Origin of the sequence: Streptomyces rimosus subsp. rimosus, assembly GCF_000720725.1 — a bacterium.
In the GTDB taxonomy this organism is placed as follows: Bacteria; Actinomycetota; Actinomycetes; order Streptomycetales; family Streptomycetaceae; genus Streptomyces; species Streptomyces rimosus_A.
Genome location: NZ_JOCQ01000004.1, coordinates 148,571 through 173,471, shown reverse-complemented (window position 1 = coordinate 173,471; position 24,901 = coordinate 148,571). Strand labels below are relative to the sequence as shown.

Annotated in this window: 22 protein-coding genes; 13 read left to right on the top strand and 9 right to left on the bottom strand. The window is 72.6% G+C overall.

Annotation, left to right across the window (positions count from 1 at the left end; translation table 11 throughout):
- The 11 genes from IH45_RS0103780 to IH45_RS0103730 form a co-directional block, all read left to right on the top strand.
- Window positions 1-271, top strand: a 271-nt coding sequence (locus IH45_RS0103780; RefSeq protein WP_030661229.1) for an NAD-binding protein, incomplete at its 5' end; no start/stop codon positions are given.
- Window positions 268-765 (top strand): acetolactate synthase large subunit family protein, encoded by a 498-nt coding sequence (locus tag IH45_RS1000000147690; RefSeq protein ID WP_030661227.1) that lies wholly within the window; start codon window positions 268-270, stop codon window positions 763-765. The genes IH45_RS0103780 and IH45_RS1000000147690, both read left to right, overlap by 4 nt.
- Before the next feature lie 213 nt (window positions 766-978).
- Entirely contained in the window at window positions 979-2,448 is a 1,470-nt protein-coding gene (locus tag IH45_RS0103770) for a catalase (protein ID WP_030661225.1), read from the top strand.
- A 279-nt stretch (window positions 2,449-2,727) separates the two neighbouring features.
- Entirely contained in the window at window positions 2,728-4,023 is a 1,296-nt protein-coding gene (locus tag IH45_RS1000000144995; protein WP_158812918.1) for an AlbA family DNA-binding domain-containing protein, read from the top strand.
- Window positions 4,024-4,217: 194 nt separating this feature from the next.
- The gene (locus tag IH45_RS0103760; protein WP_030661219.1) at window positions 4,218-4,952 is read left to right on the top strand and encodes a hypothetical protein; all 735 of its coding nucleotides are present in this window, start codon (window positions 4,218-4,220) and stop codon (window positions 4,950-4,952) included.
- A 72-nt stretch (window positions 4,953-5,024) separates the two neighbouring features.
- The gene (locus IH45_RS0103755; protein WP_030661216.1) at window positions 5,025-5,729 is read left to right on the top strand and encodes an ABC transporter ATP-binding protein; all 705 of its coding nucleotides are present in this window, start codon (window positions 5,025-5,027) and stop codon (window positions 5,727-5,729) included.
- Window positions 5,726-7,426 (top strand): DUF6297 family protein, encoded by a 1,701-nt coding sequence (locus IH45_RS0103750; protein WP_032916718.1) that lies wholly within the window; start codon window positions 5,726-5,728, stop codon window positions 7,424-7,426. The genes IH45_RS0103755 and IH45_RS0103750 overlap by 4 nt, the downstream gene beginning before the upstream one ends.
- A 253-nt stretch (window positions 7,427-7,679) precedes the next feature.
- Complete coding sequence (locus IH45_RS0103745; RefSeq protein WP_050514499.1) at window positions 7,680-9,173, top strand: phosphatidylinositol-specific phospholipase C domain-containing protein; 1,494 nt, start codon at window positions 7,680-7,682, stop codon at window positions 9,171-9,173.
- Window positions 9,174-9,261: 88 nt separating this feature from the next.
- Window positions 9,262-9,798, top strand: coding sequence for a GNAT family N-acetyltransferase (locus IH45_RS0103740; RefSeq protein WP_030661208.1), 537 nt, complete (start codon window positions 9,262-9,264; stop codon window positions 9,796-9,798).
- 98 nt (window positions 9,799-9,896) lie between these two features.
- Window positions 9,897-10,937, top strand: coding sequence for a CopD family protein (locus tag IH45_RS0103735; protein ID WP_030661205.1), 1,041 nt, complete (start codon window positions 9,897-9,899; stop codon window positions 10,935-10,937).
- Between the two features lie 94 nt (window positions 10,938-11,031).
- Complete coding sequence (locus tag IH45_RS0103730) at window positions 11,032-11,406, top strand: MmcQ/YjbR family DNA-binding protein (protein WP_030661202.1); 375 nt, start codon at window positions 11,032-11,034, stop codon at window positions 11,404-11,406.
- A 61-nt stretch (window positions 11,407-11,467) separates the two neighbouring features.
- Here the strand turns inward: IH45_RS0103730 and IH45_RS0103725 are convergent, their stop codons facing one another.
- Together IH45_RS0103725 and IH45_RS0103720 are read right to left on the bottom strand one after the other, a co-directional pair.
- Window positions 11,468-13,207, bottom strand: a complete 1,740-nt coding sequence (locus IH45_RS0103725) for an AMP-binding protein (protein ID WP_050514504.1) — start codon at window positions 13,205-13,207, stop codon at window positions 11,468-11,470.
- Between the two features lie 5 nt (window positions 13,208-13,212).
- Window positions 13,213-15,042: an AMP-binding protein gene (locus IH45_RS0103720; protein ID WP_234440410.1), complete on the bottom strand. Its 1,830-nt coding sequence runs from the start codon at window positions 15,040-15,042 to the stop codon at window positions 13,213-13,215.
- A gap of 93 nt (window positions 15,043-15,135) precedes the next feature.
- On the opposite strand from IH45_RS0103720, the gene IH45_RS0103715 reads away from it, so the two are divergent.
- Window positions 15,136-15,978: a helix-turn-helix domain-containing protein gene (locus tag IH45_RS0103715; protein WP_030661191.1), complete on the top strand. Its 843-nt coding sequence runs from the start codon at window positions 15,136-15,138 to the stop codon at window positions 15,976-15,978.
- A gap of 64 nt (window positions 15,979-16,042) precedes the next feature.
- Here IH45_RS0103715 and IH45_RS0103710 read toward each other — a convergent pair whose 3' ends face one another.
- The 6 genes from IH45_RS0103710 to mgtA form a co-directional block, all read right to left on the bottom strand.
- Window positions 16,043-16,390, bottom strand: a complete 348-nt coding sequence (locus tag IH45_RS0103710; protein WP_030661189.1) for a PRC-barrel domain-containing protein — start codon at window positions 16,388-16,390, stop codon at window positions 16,043-16,045.
- A gap of 133 nt (window positions 16,391-16,523) precedes the next feature.
- Window positions 16,524-16,706, bottom strand: a complete 183-nt coding sequence (gene dmpI, locus IH45_RS0103705; RefSeq protein WP_003984274.1) for a 4-oxalocrotonate tautomerase DmpI — start codon at window positions 16,704-16,706, stop codon at window positions 16,524-16,526.
- A 115-nt stretch (window positions 16,707-16,821) separates the two neighbouring features.
- Complete coding sequence (locus IH45_RS0103700) at window positions 16,822-17,769, bottom strand: LysR family transcriptional regulator (RefSeq protein ID WP_030661186.1); 948 nt, start codon at window positions 17,767-17,769, stop codon at window positions 16,822-16,824.
- Window positions 17,770-17,853: 84 nt separating this feature from the next.
- The gene (locus tag IH45_RS0103695; protein ID WP_030661184.1) at window positions 17,854-19,053 is read right to left on the bottom strand and encodes a GNAT family N-acetyltransferase; all 1,200 of its coding nucleotides are present in this window, start codon (window positions 19,051-19,053) and stop codon (window positions 17,854-17,856) included.
- Between the two features lie 31 nt (window positions 19,054-19,084).
- Entirely contained in the window at window positions 19,085-19,891 is an 807-nt protein-coding gene (locus IH45_RS0103690) for an MgtC/SapB family protein (RefSeq protein WP_030661182.1), read from the bottom strand.
- A 70-nt stretch (window positions 19,892-19,961) separates the two neighbouring features.
- Entirely contained in the window at window positions 19,962-22,697 is a 2,736-nt protein-coding gene (gene mgtA, locus IH45_RS0103685) for a magnesium-translocating P-type ATPase (protein ID WP_030661179.1), read from the bottom strand.
- Between the two features lie 596 nt (window positions 22,698-23,293).
- On the opposite strand from mgtA, the gene IH45_RS0103680 reads away from it, so the two are divergent.
- On the top strand, window positions 23,294-24,310 hold the full coding sequence (locus IH45_RS0103680) for an endonuclease/exonuclease/phosphatase family protein (protein WP_030661176.1): 1,017 nt from the start codon (window positions 23,294-23,296) through the stop codon (window positions 24,308-24,310).
- Between the two features lie 10 nt (window positions 24,311-24,320).
- Here IH45_RS0103680 and IH45_RS0103675 read toward each other — a convergent pair whose 3' ends face one another.
- Window positions 24,321-24,824 (bottom strand): winged helix-turn-helix transcriptional regulator, encoded by a 504-nt coding sequence (locus IH45_RS0103675; RefSeq protein WP_030661173.1) that lies wholly within the window; start codon window positions 24,822-24,824, stop codon window positions 24,321-24,323.
- Between the last annotated feature and the right edge of the window lie 77 nt (window positions 24,825-24,901).

Sequence of the window (24,901 nt, the reverse complement as noted above, 5' to 3'; positions counted from 1 at the left end):
GGTCAAGGCCGCCAACCAGCTCATCGTCGCGGTCAACCTCCAGGCCTGCGCCGAAGCCGTCGTCTTCCTGGAGAAGTCCGGCGTCGACCTCGGCGCCGCCCTGGACGTGCTGAACGGCGGACTGGCCGGCTCCACCGTCCTGACCCGCAAGAAGACCAACTTCCAGACCGCCTCCCTGGTCGCCGCCCTGCGCGCCCAGGGCGACGGCGGCCTCGACCACTCCGCCCTCCTGCGCGGCGTCGAACGCCTCTCCGGCCACACCACCGCTTGACGGCCTGCCAGATCATCGACGAAGCCGTCGGCGCGGACGCGCGCATCGTCACCGACGCCGGACTCCACCGGCTCTGCCGCACCCCGCACCGGTCGTCGCGGCACCACGCACACCGCTACGTGGTGTGCGGCCGAGACGGTCCACCCGGCCGCCAGGTACCGGTCACGGTCGGGGTACGGATGGCGCTGGACGCCCTGGGCCACCGGGACACCGCGGTCGCCGCACTCATCCGCGTCGACGAACTCCCGTATACCGTCGGCCCGTTGACGAACGCGGTGCGGCACGAGGTGCCGTTCGTACTGGCCGCGATCGGACCCGGCGGCCGGGACGGTGAGCAGGCGCTGGAGCTGATGCGGATGTACGGCTGCTCGGCACACCGGGTGGACGACCCCGATGCCCTGCGCTCGGCGGCCGTCTGGGCCCGCAAGGAAGCCGTGACCACCGCGCGGCCGGTCCTGCTGCTGGCCACCACGCGCATCCCACCCGAGGCGTAGCAATCCGAGCCTCCCGAAGACTTCCCGGCGGCGGCGCCGACACCTGTCCTGTCGCGCCCAGGCGCCGCCGCCGGGAACACCCTCCGAGCGGGCCGAATGCCGCTCCTCAGCACCGCCCCGCAACTTTTCAACAAAGTGTTGACGAGGGTGGGGGTGCTCCATACGCTCCAACATGCGGAAGCCGACTTCCGCGCTCTCGTACGGAAGGTCACCATGCCGAAGCCCACGACGACGCGCCGTCTCACCACGGAAGCCGGCGCCCCGATCGCCGACAACCAGAACTCCGCCACCGCCGGCGTCGGTGGCCCGCTGCTCCTCCAGGACCAGCACCTCCTGGAGAAGCTGGCCCGCTTCAACCGCGAGCGCATCCCGGAGCGGGTGGTGCACGCCCGCGGGTCGGGCGCGTACGGGTACTTCGAGGTGACCGACGACGTCACCGCCTTCACCCGCGCGGACTTCCTGGGCGCGGTCGGCCGGCGCACCGACCTGTTCATCCGCTTCTCGACCGTCGCCGACAGCCTCGGCGGCCCGGACGCCGCCCGGGACCCGCGCGGCTTCGCGGTCAAGTTCTACACCGAGGAGGGCAATTACGACCTCGTCGGCAACAACACCCCGGTCTTCTTCATCAAGGACCCGCTGAAGTTCCCGGACTTCATCCACTCGCAGAAGCGCGACCCGTTCACCGGCAAGCAGGAGCCGGACAACGTCTGGGACTTCTGGGCCCACTCCCCCGAGGCCACCCACCAGGTCACCTGGCTGATGGGCGACCGCGGCATCCCGGCGTCGTACCGGCACATGAACGGCTACGGCTCGCACACGTACCAGTGGACGAACGCCGACGGCGAGGGCTTCTTCGTCAAGTACCACTTCAAGACCAACCAGGGCATCCGCTGCCTGAGCAGCGACCAGGCGGCCGAGCTGGCGGGCAAGGACCCCAACAGCCACCAGACGGACCTGCTGCAGTCCATCGAACGCGGTGTGCACCCGTCCTGGACGCTGTACGTGCAGATCATGCCCGCGGCCGAGGCGGCGGACTACCGCTTCAACCCGTTCGACCTGACCAAGGTGTGGCCGCACGCCGACTACCCGCTCCGGCGCGTCGGCCGGATGGTCCTGGACCGCAACCCCGACAACGTCTTCGCCGAGGTCGAGCAGGCCGCGTTCTCGCCGAACAACTTCGTGCCCGGCATCGGCCCGTCCCCGGACAAGATGCTCCAGGGCCGGCTGTTCGCCTACGCCGACGCGCACCGCTACCGCCTGGGCGTCAACCACACCCAGCTGCCGGTCAACGCGCCGAAGGCGACCGTGGCGGACAACTACGGGCGGGACGGCCTGATGGCGGCCAACGCGTACGACCGGCACGCCAAGAACTACGAGCCCAACTCCTACGGCGGCCCGGTGCAGTCGGACCAGCCGCTGGCCGCGCCGTTCGCGCTCACCGGCCACACCGGCACCCACGCGGCCCCGGCGCACACCAAGGACGACGACTTCTTCCAGGCCGGCGAGCTGTACCGGCTGATGTCCGAGGACGAGAAGAACCGCCTGGTGGCGAACATCGCCGGCGGCCTGGCGCAGGTCTCGCGGGACGACGTGGTCGAGAAGAACCTCGCCCACTTCCACGCGGCCGACCCGGAGTACGGCAAGCGCGTCGAGGCCAGGGTCCACGAGCTGCGCGAGGACTGAGCCCCCGGTCAGCGCGAGGGCCCGACGGGAGGTCCGGCACCTCGCGCGCCCGTGCCGGCCGGTCCGCTGAGGGGTGGCCGGCCGGCACGGCATCTCTCCCCCGCCCCCCGAACCCCGCCCGGCGGTGCGATTGTCCTGTCGCGCCCAACTCCCGTGCCGCCGGGCGGCAACTCCCCGGTACCGGTCCGAGAAGCCGTGATCGCGGTGCATGCGCTCATCAGAGGCGCATCCCGGGAAACGCGGAGCACATCACGCGGCGCGACAGTAGTGTCCGGAGCCGTGCCGTTCCCGATCGATGCGACCGAGCCGTTCCGCTGTCCCAGTGAACTCAGGCGACTGGTTGAGGCTGTCCGCAGCGCCGGTGACTGCGACGAGACACGGTGGATCGAGTGGAAAAGCACTCTCGATCTGACCACTACAGCGCATATCCAGCATGTCGCCAAACAACTCCTGGGCTTCGCCAACCGTGACCCGGAAGTAGCGAAGAAGTGGGCGCAAGGGCTTGCCTACTTGGTGATCGGAGCCAGCCCGGAGGAACTCAAGGGCGTCGCGCCGGTCGACCCCGAACGGCTCGTCAGCCAGGTCCGGCCATACGTTGGCAGTGAGATCACGTGGACCCCTGAATACGTCCGGGTCGATGACACCGACGTGCTCGTGATCATCGTCGAGCCGCCCCGCCCCGGCCACAGCATCCACCTCGTGCGCAAGGACCTGCAGCGCTACAAACCCGGAACCGTTCTCATACGGCGCCCAGGCCAGACAGAGGCGGCCGACGTCGATGAGATGGGCATGCTCCAGCGACGGCTGCTTGCGCGGACCGCGCGGCTCGACCTCACCGTCGAACCGCGCCGGACCACCATCGAAGCCTGTCCCGACTTCCAGACGGTCGTGGATACATGGGCCGGCAGAGAACGGGCAACGAGACTGGACGCCTGGGCGAAGAGGCGGCCGGGATCGGATCACCGGACGGACAAACAGCACACGCGAGAGCTGGACGGGTTCCTCGAACAGGCCCGGGCGGTACTGCTGGCCCGCGGGGTCTGGCGATTCGCCCGATACAAGCCCGCGATGCTCGACCTACGAGTGGTGAATCCCGGTGACCGCAACTTCACCCTGGTACAGGTGACTCTCGCGATCAGCGGCATCTCCGCCCGTCATCTGAACAAAAGGCTCTTCGATCTCCTCGACAAGGACGAACCGGACCTCCCGGATTCCCTCGCGATGCCGGGCCGACGGGAGGCGGACCGGCGTGGCGCGGTGGACTGTTCCGGCCTCGACGGCGCGCCTTTCCGTACCGAACACTTCGGGGCCGCACGATGCGGTTGGCAGGCCGGCACAGCCGCCGACAAGGTCCGCATCGTCTTCACCCCGTGCGACCTCCGCCCCCACGAGGCCGCCGATCTGCCATCCGTGCCCCTGGGCCTGGCCGCCGAACCGGGAGCGACGGTGGATGTGGCTTGGGAAGCCACCGCTGCCAACGCTGACTGCAAAGCGGTCGGCACCTTCACCCTCAGTGCCACTTCCGGGTCCGCCTTTCTCACCTCCGAGGCCGGGAGGAAGGGTCGGCATAACTGACAGTCGCGTCTTCCGGGCGATGCCAGGGCTTGTTCCCTGCCCGGAGCGTCCGTCACGATCGGGGAAAACAGGGCCCGTGCGCATATGTCTGCGGTAAGGTCGGCCTCCCACCGTGAGCCTCCCCCCAACGCCCGCTTGGGGGACCATGGACGGCAGCGGAACCTGTCTGCCGACCTACTTGCCAGGAGCCGACCATGGCCGACAGCGTCCCGGTGCGCTGCCCGACGTGCCGCCGTGAGAACGCGTTCACCCCGCCCACGTTCCCGTGTGCCTGCGGGGCGCCGCTGACCTTGCCGGTGCTGCGTGGCGGCGTGCCGGTGGAGATCGTGCACCGTACGTGGCAGAGCTCCTGGGTGGAGGTGCGCTGTGACACCTGCGGGCGGCTGGACGAGTGGCCGGCGCCGGAGTCGGGCTGTGTGTGCGGCACGGTGGTCCGCGTGCCCGTGGTCCCCGTACCGAACCCGCCCCCGCCGAACGCGCCCGCACCCGGCAGTTCTCTTACGGCCGTACCCGAACCGCCCGGCCCGCCGCCGGTGCTGCGGCCCGCGTTCCGCCCGGTCACCATCCGTACGGCCCGCGACTGTGTCACCGCCGCCGCCCAGTACCTGAAGTGGCTCGGCTTCACCGACATCGCGGCGGCGCAGGAGCGCAGCGCGTCCGGGGTGGACCTGCGCGGCACCGGGGTGGTGGCCCAGGTCGACCCGACGACCCGGGCGACCAAGCTGCGGGAGATCGAGTGCCTGTGGCTCAACGGTCTCAACGATTCGGCCATCGCGGTCTGCTTCTCCCTGGCGGGGTACTCCCGCGACGCCCGTGCCCGCGCCGACGCACTGCACCTCCCGCTGTTCGTCATGGACCTCACCGGCACCCCGCAGCCGGTCAACGACCCGGCCGACGAGCTGATCAGGGACGGCGCCACCAGCCGGTAGGGGCGGCGGCCGGCCGGCGCCGCCGGGCTGGTTAGGGTCGGTGGGTCCCTGACCAGCGTACGGAGAGGCTCGATGACGCCCAGGAACGGCGCGGACGCGCTGCTGCAACTGCGCGGTGTCAGCCGGCGCTACGGCGACCGGCAGGCCCTGCACCCGATCGACCACGACCTGGCCGCGGGCCGCTGCACCGCGCTGTTCGGGCACAACGGGTCCGGCAAGTCCACCCTGCTGCGCATCGCGTGCGGCCGGGACGCGCCGACCCGCGGCCGGGCGCTGTTCGCGGGCCGTACGGTCGCCGAGGACGACCCGGAGGTACGGGCCCGGGTCGCGGTGGTGGGCGACAGCGTGGCCTGCTACCCCGATCTCACCGTGCGCGAACACCTCGAACTCGTCACGGTCGCGCACGCGGTGGACGACGCCCGGGCCTGGATCGACCAGGTGCTGGCCGACCGGCGGCTGGCCGACCACGCCGACGCGCTGCCGAACGCGCTCTCCTCCGGTCAGTTGCAGTCGCTGCTGCTGGCCGCCGCGCTGGTCCGGCCGCGCGATCTGCTCGTTCTGGACGAACCGGAGCAGCGGCTCGACCCCGACGCCCGCGCGCGTCTGGCCGCCCTGCTGGTCGCCGAGAAGGAGGACGGCGTGGCCGTGCTGCTCGCCACGCACCAGGCCGAGCTGGCCGAGGAGGTCGCGGACCACATGATCGCGCTGGAGGACGGCCGGGTGATCGAGCAGGGCGCTCCGGCGGAGGTGCTGCGGAAGCTGGGTGTGCGCTCATGACGGCGCGGGGTACGGACAGCGGCCCGCGCGCGGCGGAGGAGACCACCGGTTCTGCCGTCTGGAACGAGGCGGAGGACGACCGGACCGCCGAGACGCTGCGCTGGCTGCGGGACAAGCGCCGGGCGCACCAGCGGCAGCGCCGCCGCGACCAGGCCGTCCTCGCGTACTGCGTGGTGCTCGCCGTCCTCGGCTACGGCGGCGGCTACGCGTACCGCTTCCTGCAGTCGCTGAAGATCGGCGCGGATCACGGCAGCCTCGGCGCGGACCTCCAGCGCACTCTGCCGGCCGCCTTCGTCGCCGTCGCCCTCGCGCTGGCCGTGCTCGCCGCCCGCGACGCGCTGTGGCGCGGGCCGGTGGTCGTGTCCGGACCGTCCGCAGGCTGGCTGCTGGCGCAGCCCGTACGGCGCGGCGCGGTGCTGCGGCCCGCGTTCCGGCTGTCGGCCGTACTGGCGGTGGCCGCGGGGGCGCTCGCCGCTCTGGCGGCGGCCGTCGTCCTGAGCGTCACCGGCTTGGCTTCCTTCGGCGGCGGGCTGGCCGCCCTGCTCCCGGCGGGGGTCTGCCTGCCGCTGCTGGCCGTGTCGCTGGGTATGGCGGTCGAGCGCAGGCCACGGCTGGCCCGTCTCGTACGGCGGCTGACCGCGCCCGCCGCCCTCCTCCTGGCGCTGGCGGCCGGTCAGACGGCGCTGGCCTTCGGCGGCCATCGCTGGGCGCCTCTGGAGTGGGCCGAACTGTGGTCCGGCCCGTGGGGCTGGGCGGCGCAGCCGGTGGTGGCGGTCACCGGCGGGCGGGCCCCCGGCTGGCCCGTCGCGCTCGTACTCCTGGCGGCCGTCACCGCTGCCGCGGCCGGATACGCGCACCGGGACGCCGCGCACGTGCCCAACACCCAGTTGCGCGGTCGCGCGGCAACGGCCTCGGCCGTCACCTCCGGCGTGTTCGCCCTGGAGCTACGGGCCGCGAAGCTGGCCGTCCTGGAGGCGGGCGGCGACGCGCCCAAGCGCCGGGTGCGGCTGCCGTCGCCGCCGCACCGGTACCTGATCGTGGTGTGGCGGGACCTGCTGGCGCTGCTGCGCATGCCGGGGCGGCTGGGGCGGGCGGTCGTCTGGACGGCCGCCGCGGGCGCGGCGGTGGGCCTGGGCGCCGGGCCGGTCGCCGAGCGGCGCGTGCTCGGGCTGGTCGTGGGGCTGCTGTGCGGTTACGCCGCGGTCGGCGCCCTCGCCGAACCGGCCCGCCTGGAGACGGACGACGCGCGGCGGGCGGCCTGGTCGCCGTTCCGGCTGCGGACGCTGATGCTGCACCACGCCATCGTGCCGGCGGTGCTCGGCGCGCTGCTGGGTCTGCTGGCGGCCGTACCGTACGCGCTCGCCGGTACGGGGTGGGCCCTGCTGCTGATGCCGCTGTGCGCGGGGCCGTTCGCCGCGGCGGCGGTCTTCGGCGCCTGCCGTGGCCCGGCCCGCACGGACCTGCTGTTCGCCGGAGGTGCCACGCCGATGGGCGGCCCGGGCCCGTTCCTGTTCGCCGCCTGGTACGCCGCCGGCCCCCTGGTCTCGGTCACCGGCCTCACCCTCGTCCTGAACCCGGCCCTCGCGCACGGGCCGGACGCGCGGTCGGTGCCCAATACGGCCGTCATGGCGCTGCTGCTCACGGCCGGGCTGCTGTTCTTCGCGGCCCGCTCGGCGAACGGGCTCGTACGGCACTGAGCCCGCGCCCGGACACCCCGCGCTGCCCGCCCGCCGCTCCTGCCGCGTCGGGTTCCGCTCGTGGAGGCCGTTGTCCGGGCGCGGCCGCCGGGTCCGGGGTTAGAAAAGCGTTAGGTCCCCGGGACAGGATGATCAACGGCCGTGACACCCGCGGCCGTCCTGCGCACCCTCGGACAGGAGTCCCATGTCCCGCTCCACCTGCCACGGTCCCGGCGTCGGAACGCGCCGGAGATCCCGTCCTCTGGCACGTCTGATGACGCTCTGTGCCGCCTTGGGCGCGACGCTGCTCACGCCCGCCGACGCCGGGGCGGCCGGTTCACGCAACGAGGACGCCTACCGGGACCTGGGGTCGGTGACCCGGCTGGACTGGATGGCGAACATCGCGGACGACACGTCGCTGGCGGCGATGTCCCTGCCCGGCACCCATGACACGCTGGCCATCCACGGCGGCGCCGCCGCGCAGACGCAGGAGGACTTCGGCGACAGCGCGAAGACCCTGAAGGCGCAGTTGGAGCGGGGCATCCGCGCCATCGACATCCGGGTCCGCGTCTCCGGCGGCGAGAAGTTCACGATCCACCACGGAGTCGTCTACCAGAAGGCCAACTTCGACGATGTCCTGAGCGAGGCACAGTCCTTCCTCGGCAAGCATCCGAGCGAGACGGTCGTGATGCGCCTGAGGGCCGAGTGCCCCTTCTCGAATCCCGGCGCCGCCGAATGCGCCAACGATCCGAAGTCGGTGGACCAGGAAAAGGCCCGGAAGATCTTCTCCGAATACGTGGGCAACTACCGCGACCTCTTCTACGGCCCTTCGGCGAGCGGCCAGGGCAGCATCGCGGCCCCCACCCTCGAAAAGGTCCGCGGCAAACTCGTCCTGGGCGGCTTCGACGGCTTCGGCAGCGACAAGTACGGGATCAACACCTTCTACAAGAACGAGGAGGACCACTTCAGTCCGTCCACCGTTCAGCAGAAGTGGGACTACGTCAAGGAGAACATCGACCGGGCGGCCGGCAGCACCGCGAACGAGATGTTCGTGACGTACACGTCCGCGTCCAAGACCATTCTCCGGCTCCCGTTCGAGTACGCCGGCGGGTACCGGCAGGTCCAGGGCGGTGTCACCACCGAGGTCCAGGGCGTCAACCACCGGTTGATGAAGTACCTGAACAACGGCGGCGGAAACGGCCGCCTCGGCATCGTCATGATGGACTTCCCCGGCTGGGCCCTGCGGGACAACATCATCTCCCGTAACGACCCCTACCTCGTCAAGGGCGGCGACCGGGCGATCTGGACGGTCAACTCGAACAAGACCTACAGCAACACCGAATACCGGAACCGGTGCATGGTGCGGGGGCCCGAGTTCGACAGCTCGAAGTCCGGTGGTGTGGTCACCCAGCGCGCGTGCCAGTCGCCGGCGCCCGGCAGCCACCAGTGGGAATCCCGGAAGCCTTCGTACAAGGAAGGCAAGGACTACTTCTGGGTCACGGCGAACAACGGCAAGTGCCTGACCGTCCCCTACAACAACGGCACCCCGCCGTCGGCCGGAACCCAATTGTTCTGGTGGGACTGCGAGACCCGCTGGTTCTCCGGCAGCCAGCTGTGGAACGTCGTCCCGACCAAGGTCGAAACCCCGGGCGGGGTCAAGACGGGCTACAAGTTCATCAACAACTGGACGGGACTGTGCCTGTCGATGGACCGGGCCACCGCCTCCGCCTCGGGCGGCAAGGTGACCCAGGACGTCTGCCCGAAGTAGCCGCCTGACGGACGGCGGCGGGTCCGCGGTGGGTGCGGGCGCCGGAAATTCGGCTGACGTGCCTCGGGGCGGCTGCGACGGTGTCTCCATGAATGTCGTGGAGTCCCGTCCCGCCGCCCCTGTCGTCCGTCCGGCCCGGCCCGGTGAGCTCTCCGTGCTGCGCGACATCGAGCGCGCTGCCGGGGAGCTGTTCCGTGGTCGGGACATGGCGCGGATCGCGGACGACGAGCCGGCGTCGCTCGCGGAGCTGGCCGGGTACCAGCAGGCGGGGCGGGCGTTGGTCGCGTGCGATGGCGCGGGGCGGGGGGACGTGCCGATCGCGTACCTGCTCTGGGAACCGGTCGACGGCTGCGCGCACATCGAGCAGGTGTCGGTCCATCCGGACGGTGCCCGCCGCGGCCTCGGCCGGGCGCTGATCGAGCGGGCGTGGCGGGACAGCGGGCTTCCGGCGCTGACCCTGACCACGTTCGCGGACGTGCCGTGGAACGCCCCGTACTACGCCCGCATTGGCTTCCGTGTCCTCGCCGAGAGCGAACTGACCCCGGGCTTGCGGAAGATCCGCCGCCGGGAAGGCGAGCTGGGCCTGGACCGGTGGAAGCGGGTGTGCATGCGCCGGGACGGCTGAGGCCACCGACGAGAACGGCGTACGGCCGGTGGCCTGGTTGGGTGACCTGCGCGGGCACCCGGCTTGCCGGGGTTACGGGCGCCGGGGACCATCGCGGGATGAATCCACCGCAACCGGCCTCCCGGCCCCCGTCCGGCCCCGTCCTCGGGGACCCCGGCGCGGCGTCCGCGGCGGACGCGCCGACGGCCCGCCTCTCCCCCGCCCGGCGGGCCCTCGCCGTGGCCGCGTCCGTCGCCGTCGTCGTCCTCGTGCCGCTGGCCGGTACGGGGCTCGTCGTCGACGAGTCGTACGAGATCCGATTACCCGGCGACGGGGCCACCGCGCTACTGCGGGCCGTGCTGCTCGCCGCGCTGTGCGTGCACATCGGGGAGTTGGCGGGGACACGGCTGGCACGGCGGGTGGCCGGGGCTTCCGCAGGGCTGCCGCGGTCGTGGGCGGTGCGGGCCGCGTGGGCGGGGGTGGCGGCGGCCGTGGGGCAGTTGCTGCTGGTGGCGGGGAGCGGTTCGCCGGTGGCGGGGCTGTCCGGGCCCGCCCTGGTCGAGGCGTACGGCACCCGGCCCGGCCTGCTCGCGCTCCTGGAGGCCAACGCCTTCCTGCTGGCCGCCCTGTGCGCCGCCTCCGGACGCCCGGGGTGGGCGGCCGTCCCGCTCGCGGCCATCGTGTGCGGCGAGGCGCTGCGGGCCCACCCCGAGCCGTACACCCCGGAGATCGGTACGGCTCTCACCCTCGTCCATCTGACGGCGACCGCGCTGTGGACCGGCGGGCTGCTGCACGTGCTGCGGACGCGGTGGCGGTGGCGGCACGACGCGGCGGCCGGGCGGGAGTTGCTGACGCGGTACGCGCGGCCGGCGGCGCTGCTGTTCGCCGCGATCACCGTGACCGGTGTGTGCAGCACGCTGCGCCGGCTGCCGCTCGCGGAGGCGTTCACCTCGGGGTACGGGCGGGTGCTGCTGGCCAAACTGGTGATCGTCCTGGTCGTGAGCGGGCTGGCGCTGGCCGCGCGCGGGCGGCTGCGGCGGGAGGCGGCCGTGCCGGGCGCGGCCACCCGGCCGGCCCGTGCGGAGCTGGTGGCGCTGGCGGCGGTGGTGCTGGTTTCCGCCGTTCTGACCGCCGTACCGCTGCCGCCCGCACCGGTCTGAGCGGTTCCGGGTGGTGCCGGGCGGTGCGGGACGGAGCCCCCGGTACGGCGTACCGGCCCGGGGCCCGGGCCCGGCGGCACGCCATAATGCCTGCATGTTCGATGCCGAGCGGCTGCGGGCCGTCTGTCTGGACTTCAACGGAGCGACCGAGGAGTTCCCGTTCCCCCGGCACTCGGAGGTGTGTACGTTCAAGGTCGGCGGGAAGATCTTCGCGCTGACCACGGTGGACGCCGTGCCGCTGAGCGTGAGCCTGAAGTGCGACCCGGAGCTGGCCGAGCGGCTGCGCGCCGCCCACCCGGAGATCGTGCCGGGCTACCACCTCAACAAGCGGCACTGGAACACCGTCTCGCTGGCGGGGGCGCTGGACGACCGGCTGGTTCTGGACATGATCGAGGATTCGTACGATCTGATCGTGGCGCGGCTGCCGCGCGCCCAGCAGCTGGCGCTGGACTGGCCGGGCCGCGCCTGATCCCACGGCGCGCGGCCCGGCCGTCCTGCTCGTGACGGCTTCTGCCGCTGCTGACGGCCTGTTACGCCTGAGCCGCCTCGACCGGCCCCGCGGCGCCCGCGCCCGTCGGCCGTACCGGCTCCGTCTCCGGCTCCGCCGCGAGCTGCGCCGCCAGCCGCTCCCGCAGCTCGATCTTGCGGACCTTGCCGCTGACGGTCATCGGGAAGGCGTCGAGGACGTGCACGTACCGCGGGACCTTGTAGTGCGCCAGGCGCGAGCGGCAGAAGCGGGCCAGTTCGTCGCGGGTGAGCCCGGCCGCGGGGTCGCGCAGGATGACGCAGGCGGCGATCTCCTCGCCGTACTTGGCGTCCGGCACGCCGACCACCTGCACGTCCGCGATCTTCGGGTGGGTGTAGAGGAACTCCTCGATCTCGCGCGGGTAGACGTTCTCCCCACCCCGGATGATCATGTCCTTGATGCGGCCGACGATCCGCAGATAGCCGTCGTCGTTCATCACCGCGAGGTCGCCGGTGTGCATCCAGCGCTCCGCGTCGATCGCCTCGTCGGTGCGCTCCGGCTCCTCCCAGTAGCCCAGCATCACGCTGTAGCCGCGGGTGCACAGCTCGCCCGGCTCGCCGCGCGGCACGGTCGCGCCGGTCGCCGGGTCCACCACCTTGACCTCGATGTGCGGCAGCACCCGGCCCACCGTGCCGGTGCGGTGCGCCAGGTCGTCGTCGCGCCGGGTCTGGGTGGAGACCGGCGAGGTCTCGGTCATGCCGTAGCAGATGGAGACCTCGGCCATGTGCATCTCGGAGACGACCCGCCGCATCACCTCCTCCGGGCACGGCGAGCCCGCCATGATCCCGGTGCGCAGCGAGGACAGGTCGAAGGCGGCGAAGTCCGGGTGGCCCAGTTCGGCGATGAACATGGTCGGTACGCCGTACAGGGACGTGCAGCGCTCCTGCTGGACGGCGCGCAGGGTGGCCGCCGCGTCGAAGGCGGGTGCCGGGATGACGATGCAGGCGCCGTGCGAGGTGGCGCCGAGGTTGCCCATCACCATGCCGAAGCAGTGGTAGAAGGGCACCGGCAGACAGACCCGGTCGTGTTCGGTGTAGCCGACCGTCTCGCCCACCCAGAAGCCGTTGTTGAGGATGTTGTGGTGGGAGAGGGTGGCGCCCTTGGGGAATCCGGTGGTGCCGGAGGTGTACTGGATGTTGACCGGGTCGTGCGGCGACAGCTCCTTCGCGCAGGCCGCCAGCCGCTCCTTCGGCACCCCGGCGCCCGCCGCCAGCAGTCCGTCCCAGGTCGGGTCGTCGATGTAGACCACGTCGCGCAGCGCCCGGCTCTCGGCCCGCACCTGCTCGATCATCCGACGGTAGTCGCTGGACCGGTGGGCGACGGCGGAGACCAGCACGCTCATCCCGGCCTGCTTGAGCACATACGCCAATTCGTGCACACGGTAGGCCGGATTGATGTTGACCATGATGGCGCCGATGCGGGCGGTGGCGTACTGCACCAGCACCCACTCCGGGCAGTTGGGCGCCCAGATGCCGACCCGGTCGCCCTTGCGCACGCCCTTGGCCAGCAGGCCGAGCGCCACCTCGTCCACCGCCCGCCCCAGCTCCGCGTACGTCCAGCGGCGGCCGCCCGCCACGTCCACCAGCGCCTCGCGGTCGCCGAAGCGGCTGATCGCGCGCTCCAGGTCGGCGCCGATGGTGCGGTCGAGCAGCGGCCGGCCGGTCTCGCCCCGGGCGTACGCCAGGTGGTGACCTGCCGCGGCGCTCTCCTGGGGCCCCGGCGGGTGGCCCGGCGGCCTGCTCATGTCGGTCATCGGTGGTCTTCCTCTCGGTACTCGGCGGCGCCCCCGCCCTCCTCGGCGGTGCGCTCGCGCAGCTCCACGCGACGGATCTTGCCCGAGACCGTCTTGGGCAGGTCCGCGAACTCCAGCCGCCGTACGCGCTTGTACGGGGCGAGCACCGCCCGGGAGTGGGCGAAGAGCACCGCCGCGGTCTCGGGTCCAGGTTCCCAGCCGGCCGCCAGCACCACGTACGCCTTGGGTACGGCCAGCCGGAGGGGGTCGGGCGCGGGCACCACGGCGGCCTCGGCCACCGCTTCGTGCTCCAGGAGTGCGCTCTCCAGCTCGAAGGGTGAAATCTTGTAATCAGATGCCTTGAACACGTCGTCGGCGCGTCCCACGTACGTGAGGTATCCGTCGGCGTCGCGGGAGCCGATGTCGCCGGTGCGGTAATAACCCCCCGCCATCGCCTCGGCGGTGCGGTCCGGGTCGCCGTGGTAGCCGGTGGTCAGGCCGACCGGGCGGGCAGACAGGTCAAGGGCGATCTCGCCCTCGTCGGCGGGCTCGCCGGTGACCGGGTCCAGCAGCACGACCTCGAAGCCGGGCAGGGGGCGGCCCATGGAGCCCGGTTTGAGGGGCTGACCGGGGGTGTTGGCGACCTGGACGGCGGTCTCGGTCTGCCCGAAGCCGTCCCGGATGGTGACGCCCCACGCCTCCCGCACCCGCTCGATGATCTCCGGGTTGAGCGGCTCGCCGGCCGCGACGATCTCCCGCGGCGGGTTCTTCAGCGCCGTCAGATCGGCCTGGATGAGCATCCGCCAGACGGTGGGCGGCGCGCAGAAGCTGGTGACGCCCGCCCGGTCCATCTCGGCCATCAGCCGGGCCGCGTCGAAGCGGGTGTAGTTGTGGATGAAGACGGTGGCCTCGGCGTTCCAGGGGGCGAAGAGGTTGGACCAGGCGTGCTTGGCCCAGCCCGGCGAGGAGATGTTCAGGTGGACGTCGCCGGGTTTCAGACCGATCCAGTACATCGTCGCCAAGTGGCCGACGGGGTACGTGGTGTGGGTGTGCTCGACCAGCTTGGGGCGGGCCGTGGTGCCGGAGGTGAAGTAGAGCATCAGGGTGTCGTCGGCGTGGGTGGGCCCCGTGGGCTCGTACGTCTCGGCGGCGGCGTACGCGTCCTCGTAGGACAGCCAGCCCGCCGCGGCGGCCTCCGCGCCGCCGCCGACCGCGATCCGGGTGTAGTCGCCGGGTACGTCCGCGAACTTGCCGGTGTCCGTGCCCCGTACGAGCACGTGCCGGGCCCGGCCGCGCGCGACGCGGTCGGCGAGGTCGAGCGGGCCGAGCAGCGGGGTGGCCGGGATGACCACGGCGCGCAGCTTCATCGCGGCGAGGGCGGTCTCCCACAGCTCGGCCTGGTTGCCGAGCATGACCACGATCCGGTCGTCCGCGCGGACACCCTGCGCGGCCAGCCAGTTGGCGGCCTGGTTCGAGCGGCGGCGCAGCTCGTCGAAGGTGCGGCGGGTGTGGGTGCCGTCCTCCTCGACGATGTGCAGGGCGGTGCGGCCGTTGCCGTCGGCGATGCGGTCGAACCAGTCCAGCGCCCAGTTGAAGTACGCGGGGCGGGGCCAGGTGAAGCCCTCGCGCGCGCCGTCGTAGTCCTCGCGGTGGCGCAGGAGGAAGTCCCGGGCCGCGCGGAATTCGGCCGTCGGGCCGGTGCCGTCGGCACCCGCTCCGGCGCCCGGGGCGTCCCGGGTGTCCGGAGCCTCCGGGGTGTCCGCCGCTCCCGTCACCTCCGCAACAGGCACAACCCCGCCCTTATCACCCGCACCACTCGTCACACCTGTCTCTTCGGTGTCCGCCATGTGTCCTCCTCATTGCCGCACCGCCTACCGCCATCGTGTAATCAGTGACGCAGGTCTCACCACCCCCGAACGGGGGGAAGCGGAGGTTTCGGCGTGCGGGTCGAGTCAGAGTCCGGCGGGTCCGTGGACGTACGGGCGGCGCTGTCGCGGCTGCGGCGGGCGAGCGGGCTGCCGGTGGCGTTCGGCGGGCTGCGGTTCGGCACCGGCCGCTACCGCATCAGCGAACTGGCCGGCACCAGATCCGCGGAGTTGCACGGGCTGGCCATCCGGCACGGCAACGGCCTCGGCGGCAAGGCGGCGGTGCTCACCCGGCCCTTCGCGGTGACCGACTACCGCTCCTCCCCCGTGATCAGCCACGAGTACGACGCGGCCGTGGCCGCCGAGGGACTGTGCTCCGTGCTCGCGGTGCCGGTCGTGGTGCGCCGCCGGGTGCGCGGCGTCCTGTACGGGGCGCTGCGGCACCCCGTACAGCTCGGCGACCGCCCGCTGTCCGCCGCGATGGCGGCCGCCCGCGAACTGGAACAGGCCCTGCTGCTCCAGGACGAGGCGCAGCGGCTGCTGTCGGCCGCCCGGCAGCCGGCCGCCGCTGACCCGGCGGTGTGGGAGGAGGTACGGGAGACACACGGCGAGCTGCGGGCACTGGCCCAGCGCATCGCGGACCCGGCCCTGCGCCGGGAACTGCTGACGGCCTGCGGGCGGCTGGCGGCGGCGTCCTCCCCCGGACACGGCATGCAGGACACGGTCCCGCTGGCGCCGCGCGAGGTGGACGTCCTGGCGTGCGTGGCCACCGGCGCGACCAACGCGGCGGCGGCGGAGCGGCTGGGCCTGCGCCCGGAGACGGTCAAGAGCTATCTGCGCTCCGCCATGCGCAAGCTGGGTGTGCATTCCCGCCTCCAGGCGGTGGTGGCGGCGCGGCGGGCGGGGGTGCTGCCGTAGGCCGTCGCACGTGACGGCGGGTCCGGCCGGGTAGCCCGGCCGGACCCGCGCGTGGTGCGTGGTGTCACTTGTGATGCGGGTGGTAATACCGCCCGAGCTGCTCGTGGTAGTCGGGGTTGTTGAGGTGCTTCTCCTTGTCGAACTCCGGGGAGTCCTTGATCTCTTCCTTGGTGCGGGACACGAAGATCTTGCGTTCGGCGTTGTCCACCGACGCGATGACACCGGCCGGCAGCAGGACGCTCTTGCCGAAGATCCATACGCCGGTGTCCACCACGATCCAGGCGGAGCCCACGTCGTCGGAGTGCTTGTCGACCTTGCCGATACTGCCGTCCGTGGCCTCGACCTTGTACCCGACGAGGTCCGTGCCCGCCGTGTGCCCGGCGGTCGCTGGGTAGCCCCAGATGTCGCTCATGGAAAGCTCCTTCGCACGATCGGGAGGCGCAACACGGCGCCGGGTGCCCGGGGGCACGGCGCCCAAACGGCGGCGCGGCGCGGTGTCACGACTTCCGGCCACCGCGCCGCGCCGCCCGCCCGGGCCGTCCCGCCTACTTGTCGGCGGTCAGCTTCCCGGCCGAGCCCCAGCTGTCGGTGGGCACCTCGTGGATCCAGACCTGCACGCTCTCGGCCGGTACGTGCAGCGCGTCCACGAACGCGTCGGTGATCTGCCGGACCAGCTCGCGCTTGAGCTCGGTGCTGCGCGGACCCTGCTGAACGGTGACGACGGGCATGGCGGAACTCCCCTCACGGCGGCGGTCGCCCGGCCGTTCCGGGCTCCTCGTCCGCATGCCCCCAGTCCATCCGGAGCGGGCCGCGCGACCAAGAAGCAGTCCGCGCTCGCTGCGATCACGGATCGAGATGGCGGGCCGCGGCCTCGCACGCCGCGAGCAGATCATCGACGCACGCGGGCGGTGCGGTGCGGTGCACCGCCAGCGAGGTGGTCAGCGTGAGGGGCGTACGGAAGGGGCGGAAGGCGACGCGCGGGGTGCGCAGTTGGCGGGCGTGCGCGGCGTACACCACGGTCCAGGACGGGTCGGCGGGCCCGGCGGCACCGATCGCGGCGAGGTTGTCCTGGAGCGAACCGGCCGGCGGGCCCGGTACGGGTACGGGCTCGAAGCCCGCGTCGTGGCAGGCGGTCAGGACCCGGTCGACGAGAGCCGGGTTGGTGCGGCGGGCGGTCAGCCGCAGCGGTACGTCGGCCAGCGCGGCCAGGTCCACGCCCGCGGCCTCCTCCGGCCCGGCGCCCGCGAGGGGGTGCGCGGCGGGCAGGACGGCGACGAGCGGGTCCGGCCACAGGGGTGTGTGGCGGAGCGCGCCGTCGGTATCGCTGCCGTCCGTACCGCCAATGTCTGTGTCACGTACGAACGCGGCGTCCAGTTCGCCTTTGGCCACCCGGTCCAGGCGTTCGCGCGTCGGCGCGGAGACCAGCTGGACGCGGAGGCCGGGGGCGAGACGGGACAGGGCGTCCAGGACGCGGTCCAGGTGGTCCCCCAGGCCCGCGCTCGTCCCGAGCCGCAGGGTGCTGCGCCGCGTGCCGACCAGGTCGGCGACGACGGCGAGCGCGCGTTCCTCGGCCGCGAGCAGGGCCCGCGCCTCGGGCAGGAACCGTTCTCCGGCGGCGGTGAGCCGTACCTGCCGGGCCGACCGGTCGAACAGGTCCGCACCCACCTCCCGCTCCAGCCGCCGCACCTGCTGGCTGACCGCCGACTGCACGATGTGCAGCCGCTCGGCGGCCCGCCCGAAGTGCAGTTCCTGCGCGACCGCGACGAAATACCGCACCTGCCGCAGCTCCACGCCGCCCTCCCCCGTCCGTCCGTACGGGTGTCCGTCCGTACGGGGTCATTGTCGCGGAGCGCCGACGCCGGGACCGGCCGCCCCTCAGTAGTCCTCGGCCGTGAACGGCAGGTATTCCGTCTCCAGCGCGGCATCCAGCAGCCGGGCCGCGCCGGGCGTACGCTCCTCCACCAGCCCGGCCCGCACCAGCCGCCGCACCGGAGTGCCGCCCAGGTAGCAGGCGGCCAGTTCCCGTACGTCCAGGGCCAGGTCGGCCGGGGCGTCGGCGGGCTCGTACGCGGCGCCGGACGGGTCCGCGGTCAGCCGGAAGCGGCCGGCGTTGGCGGGCAGCGCGGCGTCGCGCACCTCCAGCACCAGGTCGACCGGCGCGGCCCACGAGCGGGCGGTCAGCGCCTCGGCCACGTCCACCAGGCGCAGCCACAGCGCGGGCCACTGGCCGGTGACGCGCACCCGGTCGCGGTCGGCGGCGAAGAGCAGCAGCGGGTCGTCGGCCGTCGTCCAGGCGCGCACCTTGCGCGTCAGGTCGATGGAGGCGAGGTACGTCCACAGCGCCGCGGCGGCGGGCGCGTCGGCCGCCTCCAGCTCCTGGACGGTGACGGTTTCCTTGTCCACCCGGTAGATGACGTATCCGGCCGCGGGCGCGCCCTTGTCGCCCAGGACGACGATGCGCGCCGGGCCGTCGTCATCGTCGTCATCGTCCTGGGCGAGCACCGAGCGCCGCCACCACGCCTCGTCGCGGGCGAGCCGTCCGGCGCGACGCGCCCGGCCCGCCTCGTACAGCGGCGCGAGCACCGGCACCGCGTCCTCCGGGCCGAGCAGCCGCAGTAGGCGCCGGTCGGGCGTGATGCGCAGGTCCAGGGGCCGGCTGGAGTCGATCTCGACGCTGTACCCCTCGGTGGCCGGGCCGAAGCCGAACCGGCCGTAGATCGCGTCCTCCGAGGCCCACAGGCAGGCCAGCGGGCGCCGGCCGGCGGCGCAGCGGCGCCACAGCTCGCCCATCATGGCGGTGAGCACGCCGCGCCGCCGGTGGGTGGGCGCCACCGAGACGAGGTCCAGCGCGGCCGACGGCAGTTGACCGCCCGGTATGGACAGGCCCAGGCGGTGCGCCGCGGTGAAGCCGATGATCTCCTCGCCGTCGTACGCGCCCACCCGGTCGCAGTCCAGCAGCATCTCCCGCTGACGCTTGCGGGTGGCGTCGCCGACCTTCGAGTGGAAGGCCAGGTCGGCGAGTTCGAGAGCCCGGTCGACATGTGCTTCGGAAACATCCCGTATGTCCGTGGTCACCCGGCGACGCTATCCCGCACCCCGTGCGGCGTCACCCGGTTTTCCGGGGCGGCCGGTCCCGGTAGCCGTCCCCGTAATCCCTGGCGTAGTCCTCCTCGCCGCCGTCCGGGTGGTTGAGGACGGTCCAGCTGACCGCCGACACCGCGGGCTCCAACGAGAGCCTGCTGACGGCCTCTTCGAGCAGGCTGTCGTCACGCCGCTCGGTGGTCACCTCGGCGGCCACGGTGACCCTCGGGGTCGACCCGTGGTCCTGCCGCGACGCTCCGTCGTCCCGGCTGTGCACCGCCCGCAGCCGGAAGCCCGGACGGCTGACGGCCTGCACGACCAGCGCCCGGATGTGCGCTTCCTCCGACTCGGCGCACACCGCCTCGAAGTAGTAGTCGGTGGCGACCTCGGCGCCACCGCCGGGCTCCCGGTCCAGCCGGCGGCCCAGCGGGCGCAGTACCAGGTTCGCGCCGACCACCCCGGCCGTGCCGAGCGCCGCGACCACGTACAGCCCGGTCCCCGCCAGGGCGCCGACCGCGGCCGAGCACCACAGCGTGGCCGCGGTGTTCAGGCCGCGTACGTTCAGCCCGTCGCGCATGATGACGCCGGCGCCGAGGAAGCCGATGCCGGAGACGATCTGCGCGGCGACCCGCGAACCGTCGTAGCCCGTGGTGCTGGTCGCCGCCGCGAAGCCGTACTGCGAGAGCAGGACGAAGAGCGCGGCACCGGCGGCGACCAGCGCGTTCGTGCGCAGGCCCGCCATCCGGGCGCGCCATTGCCGCTCCAGGCCGATGACCGCCCCGAATCCCAGGCCGGCCGCGATGTTGCCGGCCAGCTGCCACTCGTTCACCATGATCCGCGCTCCTCCTCCGTGCGCTCGCGCGGGGCCGCCCGGAGGCGGCCCCCTTCCTGATATCGACCGGTCACAGCCAGCTGTTGAACCGGCGGATGTACCAGGTCTTCACGCCCTGGGTGAGCAGGCAGTACGCCAGCAGCGTCCCGGCCAGCCACGGGAAGTAGCCGAGCGGCAGCGCCTGCATCCCGAGCGCGGAGGCCAGCGGTGAGAACGGCAGGGCGATGCCGAACGCCATGACCAGGGCGGTCATCAGCAGTACCGGCCAGGTGGCGCGGGACCGCACGAACGGGATGCGGCGGGTGCGCAGCATGTGCACCACGAGCGTCTGCGTCAGCAGCCCCTCGACGAACCAGCCGGACTGGAACAGCGCCTGGTGCGCCTCGCTGTCCGCCCCGAAGACGTGCCACATCAGCAGGAACGTGGTGATGTCGAAGACCGAGCTGGTCGGCCCCAGGACGAGCATGAAGCGTCCGATGCCCCGCGCGTCCCAGGCGCGCGGCTTGCGCAGGTACTCCTCGTCCATCCGGTCCCAGGGCGTGGCGAGCTGCGAGATGTCGTAGCAGAGGTTCTGGACGAGCAGCTGGGTCGCCAGCATGGGCTGGAAGGGGATGAACGCGGAGGCGGCCAGCACCGAGAAGACGTTCCCGAAGTTCGAGGAAGCCGTCATCTTGATGTACTTGACGGTGTTGCCGAAGGTCCGGCGGCCCTGGAGGACGCCCTGTCCGAGGACGGTCAGGTCCTTCTCCAGCAGGATGATGTCGGCGGACTCCTTGGCGATGTCCACGGCCGTGTCGACGGAGACGCCGACGTCCGCCTCGCGCAGCGCCGCGGCGTCGTTGATGCCGTCGCCGAGGAAGCCGACCGTGTGCCCCGCCCCTTGGAGGGCGCGCACGATCCGGGCCTTCTGTACGGGGTTGACCTTGGCGAACACGGTGGTCGTACGGACCAGTCCGGCCAGCTGCGACTCGTCGAGCAGGTCCAGGTACGGACCCGTGACGACGGTGCCCGGCGCGATGCCGACCTCGGCGCAGACGCGCGCCGCGACCGCCTCGCTGTCGCCGGTGACGACCTTGACGGCGATGCCGCTGTCGGCCAGGGCCCGCAGCGCCTCGGCGGCGTCCGGCTTCGGCGGGTCGAGGAAGGCCAGGAAGCCGCGCAGGGTCAGCTCCGCCTCGTCCTCGACGCCGTACGTGTCACGGGTGGCGGGCAGCGTACGGGTCGCCACCGCCAGCACCCGCAGGCCCTGGCGGTTGTGGTCCTCGGCGGCCCCGGCGACCTGACGGCGCAGTGCGTCGGTCAGTTCCACGTGGCGTCCGCCGTCGGCGAGGCGGGTGCACAGCGCGAGAACCTCCTCGACCGCGCCCTTGGTGACGAGGAGGTGCTCGTCGGCCGGTCCGTCGAGGCCGTCGCGCCGCAGCACCACCGACATCCGGCGCCGCGCGAAGTCGAAGGGGACCTCGTCGACGAGCGTGAACCGCGCGTCGACGATGACCTCCTCGGCCTCGTGCATCCGGGCGACGACGGCCTGGTCCATGGGGTTGCGCAGACCGGTCTGGAAGTGGCTGTTGAGGCAGGCGTACTCCAGGACCTCTCCCCCGTCGTCGCCGTCCGCGTCCCTCCCGTACGCGTCGAGGCAGCGGTGCAGGACCACGCGGTCCTCGGTCAGCGTGCCGGTCTTGTCGGTGCACAGCACGTCCATCGCGCCGAGGTTCTGGATGGCGTTCAGGCGCTTGACGACGACCTTGCGCCGGGCCATGGCGACCGCGCCGCGCGCCAGGTTGGTGGTGACCACCATCGGCAGCATCTCGGGGGTCAGGCCGACCGCGACGGCCACCGCGAAGGTGACCGCCTGCGCCCAGTCGCCCTTGGTGAGACCGTTGACGGCGAAGACCAGCGGCACCATCACCAGCATGAAGCGGATCAGCAGGAAGCTGACCTTCTTCACCCCGGCGTCGAAGCCGGTCTCCGGGCGCTCGCCCGTCAGCGAGCCGGCCATCGAACCGAAGTAGGTGTCCGGGCCCGTCGCCACGGCCACGCCGGTCGCGGTGCCGGAGGTGACCGACGTGCCGGCCAGCACCAGGTTGTCCGCCTCCACCGGGTCGGCGCCCCCGCCGTGCTCCCGCGCCGGGGTGTCGGCCTTGGCGACGGGCAGCGACTCGCCGGTCAGCGCGCCCTGCGCGACCATGAGGTCCTTGGCGGTCAGCAGCCGCAGGTCGGCCGGTACGAGGTCGCCGGCGGCCAGTTTGACGATGTCGCCGCGCACCACGTCCGCCACCGGGATCTCGACGGTGGCCGGCGCCTGTGTCCGTCCGGCCCGGCGCTGTACGGCGGTGGTCGTGGTGACCAGGGCGCGCAGCGCGGCGGCCGAGCTGTTCGAGCGGTACTCCTGCCAGAACCGCAGCAGCCCGCTGATCAGCACCATCGCGCCGAGGATCGGGATCTTCGGGTCGAAGGGCTCGGTGTCCGCGACCTGGAGCCACTGCGCGTACATGACGGTGGCCAGGGCGGCGAGGACGAGGATGAACGGGTTCCAGAAGGCCTTGGCCAGCTGGACGTACCAGCGCGGGGCACGCTCGTGCGCGACGACGTTGTGCCCGTCGCGCTCCAGGCGCGCCACGGCGTTGTCGTGCAGCAGCCCGTCGCGGCCGGTGCGCAGGTCCTGGAGGACGCGGGAGGCCGGGCGCGCGCTGATCCCGGCCAGGTGCGCGCCGACGGCACGGGTACGGGCTTCGAGTTCGGCGGCCCGGCGCGCCCGGCGGCGGCCCGGCGGCGCGAGCTTTTCGGGGGTGAGCAGGTTGGTCATGGCGGAGCCTTTCTTCGTACGGGTCTCCGTAGGGGCGCGCGGCGGCGCCGGGGCACGGCGGCATATCGGCATGACGGCGTGGCCCGGTGACGCGCGGCACCGGGACGGGGAATACGGCGATCGTGAATTACGGAGTCACGGAATTACCGGGGCACGGAAATGCGCGCACGCCGGAATGGCCATGGCGCGGCAGCGCGCATTTCGCGCGCACGGCGACAGGCGTACGACGCACGGGTATTCCGCACGGAAAAGAGAGAAACGCGGGGCGCACCGTCCGGGCCGGGCCGGACGCGATGACGACGGCCATCAGGCCCGTCGGCCCGCCGGTCACCCCACGGCGAATCCAGCAGTCAGCCGGTCGGCGATGTCCGGATCAGCCGACCACTGCAACGCTGCGGCAAGGACTTCCTTCGGGACTCATCCCGATCACCTCCTCGCTCGCGCGGACACAAACCGGGTGCCGTGCGTTCCGGCACCCACACCACCGAATAATGCCATACGGCTTCCGCCGCCCCCTCCCCCTTTCGGCCAAGAATTCGCCAAGCACCTGTGTGATCCGGCTCGCACCCGCCGGCCGGTACGGCACCATCGTCCCCATGGCGACGGAAAATGCCACGGCCGCGCGCACCGGTACGGGCACGGGGACGGGAACGGCACCGCGGAAGCGACGGGCGGCCCGAGCCGGTGCGGCCGTCCTCCTGTTCATCGTCACCGTGCCCTTGGTGTTCCGCGCCGTCGGCTCGGACGGCGTGACACCCGTCCCTCAACTCCTCGCGTTCCTGCCCTGGTTGCTGGTGCCCGCCGGGTTCGGCCTGGTGCTGTCGCTCGCGGCCCGCTGGCGGCCCGGCCTGTTCTGGGCCGCCGCCGCGCTGCTCGTCACGGCCGCGTTCGTCCGGCCGTACGGTGACGGGGCCCCCGCGCCGCGGGGCCCGGTCCTCGCCCACCTCCGCGTACTGACCGCGAACCTCGAATTCGGCCGGGCGACGGACGGGCTGCTCGCCACGCTGCGCCGGGAGCGGCCCGACCTGGTCGCGGTCCAGGAGTGCGACCCGGACCGCTGCGCCGCCGCCCTGGACTCCGCGCCCGTCCGCGCCGCCTACCCGTACCGCCTGCTCGCGGGGTACGGCGCGTCCGAGGGCTCGGCCGTACTGAGCCGGTTCCCGCTCACCCGGGACGGCGCGGTCGCGGGCGACATGGCCATGCCCCGCGCGGCCGTCGCCGTCGCCGGGCAGCGCCTGCGCTTCCAGGTCGCCCACCCGATGCCGCCGCTGCCCGCCTCCCTGGGCACCTGGCGCACCGAACTCGGGCGCCTCCGCGCCCTGGCCGCCTCCCGCGGCCACGAACCCCTGATCGTCGCGGGCGACTTCAACTCCTCCCAGGATCACGCCGCCTTCCGCGCCGTCCTGGACACCGGCCTCCGCGACGGCGCCCGCCTGGCAGGCCTCCCCCGCACTCCGTCCTGGCCCGCCTGGACGACCCCCGTGCTGGGCGTCCAGATCGACCACGTCCTGGTCAGCGACGCACTGCGCCCACGGGCGGCGCACTTCCTCGACCTGCCGGACACGGATCACCGGGCGCTGGTCGTCGACTTGGACCTGTACGCGGGACGCTGAGGTCCGCCCCTCACCCCGCACTCTCCTCCCGCTCGCGGCGGTCGTATGCGGCGCGCGACTCGGCGATCTCGTTCTGGTGCTCCTCGGTCCAGGTGACCAGCGCCTGGATGGTGTCGTGCAGGGTCGCGCCCAGCGGCGTCAGCTCGTAGTCCACCCGGGGCGGCACGACGGGGTGCACCGTACGGCGGACCAGGCCGTCGCGTTCGAGCTGGCGCAGGGTGACCGTCAGCATCCGCTGGCTGATGCCGTCCACCTCGCGGCGCAGTTCGGTGAAGCGCAGCGTGCGGCGGTCCAGGAGCGCGATGACGAGCAGCGACCACTTGTCGGCGACCCGGTCGAGGATCTGCCGGACCTCGCAGCCCTCCCGTACGTCCCACTGCCGGGCGTCGTAGTCGCACTCGTCGCCGGGCGCGCTGCCGGGCTCGTTGCCGGGAGCGTGCGTGCCGTCGCCGCACGCCTCGGCCGGGTGGGTTACTCCGGGGTGCCCGGGTGACTTCGAAGTGCCTTCTTCCATGGCCGTACACGGTGCCGGAAGATGCGGTCGGTAACAAGAGGTAACCGACCAGCACAGGAGGAACCGAGCCATGACGC